Below are 2,337 nucleotides of genomic sequence, written 5' to 3' on the forward strand. Positions count from 1 at the left end.
GCCTGGTGACGCTGGCGAGCCCGCGCGATGCGCTCGCGATCAACGCAAGCGCGTTGACCGCGGTGATGGTCCGTCCCGTCGATACCGCGGTCGAGTTCGCCGAGCTCCTCGGCGACAAGCGCTACAACACCTGCATGATCGGCCCCGGCGCGGGCATCGGCGAGCGGACCTGCGACTTTGTCCACACCGCGCTCACGGCACAGCGGCATCTGGTGCTCGATGCCGATGCGCTGACGAGCTTTGCCGCAAACCCCGAGCGCCTGTTTGAATCGATCAAGTCCTCGCACGACAATGCGGTGGTGCTGACGCCGCATGAGGGCGAGTTTCCGCGGCTGTTCTCCGATCTCAGCAACAAGCATCCCGGCCGCTCCAAGCTCGAGCGCGTTCGCGCCGCCGCCGAACGTTCCGGCGCCGTGGTGCTGCTGAAGGGGCCGGATACCACCATCGCCGCGCCCGACGGCCGCGCCACCATCGCCGCCAACGCGCCGCCCTGGCTGGCCACAGCCGGTGCCGGCGACGTGCTCTCCGGCGTCATCGCAGGGCTTTTGGCGCAGGGTGTGCCGGCGTTCGAAGCCGCCAGCATCGGCGTGTGGATGCACGGCGAGGCGGCAAGCGAGGCGGGGCCGGGGCTGATCGCGGAAGATCTCACCGAGACCCTGCCGGCCGTGCACCGGCGGATTTATGGTGCGCTGGGGATCGAGTACTGAGCACTTGCTTCACGTGCGCCACGTAGGGTGGGCAAAGCGAAGCGTGCCCACCATGCCTACCAACGTCAGGAAAATGGTGGGCACGGCGCGAAGAGCGCCTTTGCCCACCCTACAGAGCGGAGCGCTCACTCCACCGCGTACCAGCGCACCAGCCGCGGCGCGGCCCAGTCGGTCACGACGGATTCGATCAGCCATCGCCCGGGCGAGGTTGCGGCGAACGCGATGCGCTGGGTCTGGCCGGGCTCGATCGCGAGCGTGTCGAGCCAGTAGGGCTTCCAGCCATCGTCGAGCCGGTCGAGCAGGCGGAAATGGTGGGCGTGCAGGTGGAAGACGGTGGTGACGGGGGCGGGGTTCTTCAGGGCCAGTACGACGGTGCGGCCGGTCTTGGCGCGGAAAGCCGGTTCGGAGGCGGTGGAGAAATTTGCCGGCCGTGTCCAAGCGGCGTCGGGTGCGCCGAGCGCGACATCGAACCGCAGGGCGCCTCTCAGATCGAGCTTCTCTGGCAGGTCGTTCGAAGGGAGCGGTGGTGGGGGCAACAGCGGTGCGCGCCGTTCTCGATTGCCTGAGATCGTCAGGCTCCCGACCCGGCGTGCCGCTTTGCCGTCATGCAGAACGAACGCTGCCGAGGTGGTGGTATCCACGAAGGCGTCGGCACGGGCGCCGGGGGCCAACACCAGGGCACCGTTGCGCGCCGGGAACGGCTCGGCCGGCTGGCCGTCCAGCGCCATCATCTGGACCTCGTGGTTATCCAATTTGATCGCCAGAACAGAACGTTGCGAGCCGTTGATGAAGCGTAGCCGCAGCCGCTCATTGGCCGCGGCTGAGAGTTCGAATGAAGTCTGCCCGTTGATTGTATAAAGCGGGGTCGTGTCCTTCGGGTCCTGGCCCGGGGGAAGCGCGGTCCCATCGGGCCGCAGGCGCCATTCCTCGATCAAGAGGACCACGTCACGATCGACGGCGACCCGGTTGGTCTCGGCGGCGATGACCGGAAGCGGGCGCGCGGGCTGCTTCTGACCATCCTCGAAGAGCCGAAAGTCGGCCAGCAGGGTTCCCGCGTAGGGTACTGAAATAATTGATGTTTCGGTCGCGTCGGGCGCCGTCGGCGCGCGTCCCCGCAACGGGTCGGCGGCGGCCGGGCCATTGAGGCCGTACCAGGCTGGCGCAAGCGGCACAGGCAGGTCGTTCCGGAAGACCACTTCGCAGCGGTCAAAACGCTTGAGACGGACGTCGCCGAGATGGCTTACGGCGGCCAGCTCCCAGATTGGTGTGGCCGGCTGCCCCGGCCTGAGAGCCAGCGTGGCCGGCCTGGCTTGAAGGGCGAGCTGGGCGGTCACGAGCGGGCCTGCGCCGCCCGCCATCAACCCGGCGGCAGAGGCTCCAAGGCCGGCCAGAACCTCACGCCGAGTCGGGTCAAAAATCCGCAGTTTCATGGCTCGATCCGGACCATGCCGCGCTGGATAAGTCCAGCCGTCGTGCCTACGTCAAGCGTGCCTCCAGGCGGCCATTTTTTTGCTGCGAACAGTCAGGCACATGCTATAAGCCCGGCCGCCCGCAGCATCGCGGCCGGTCTTGATGCAAATTCACGCGGGCGTGGCGGAACTGGTAGACGCGCTGGATTTAGGTTCCAGTG

Annotated in this window: 2 protein-coding genes; one reads left to right on the top strand and one right to left on the bottom strand. The window is 67.5% G+C overall.

What is annotated here, in order from left to right:
• A partial coding sequence (locus tag ACXJL8_RS39120) for an ADP-dependent NAD(P)H-hydrate dehydratase (protein WP_456686825.1) occupies positions 1 to 707 on the top strand: 707 nt, incomplete at its 5' end.
• A gap of 125 nt (positions 708 to 832) precedes the next feature.
• Here ACXJL8_RS39120 and ACXJL8_RS39125 read toward each other — a convergent pair.
• The gene (locus tag ACXJL8_RS39125; protein ID WP_456620178.1) at positions 833 to 2,137 is read right to left on the bottom strand and encodes a multicopper oxidase family protein; all 1,305 of its coding nucleotides are present in this window, start codon (positions 2,135 to 2,137) and stop codon (positions 833 to 835) included.
• Positions 2,138 to 2,337 lie beyond the last annotated feature (200 nt).

The organism is Bradyrhizobium sp. P5_C11_2 (assembly GCF_054049755.1).

What these genes read in the sequence shown, in the direction of transcription:
- ACXJL8_RS39125 (WP_456620178.1), bottom strand. Translation starts at nt 2,137, where the DNA reads ATGAAACTGCGGATTTTTGACCCGACTCGGCGTGAGGTTCTGGCCGGC.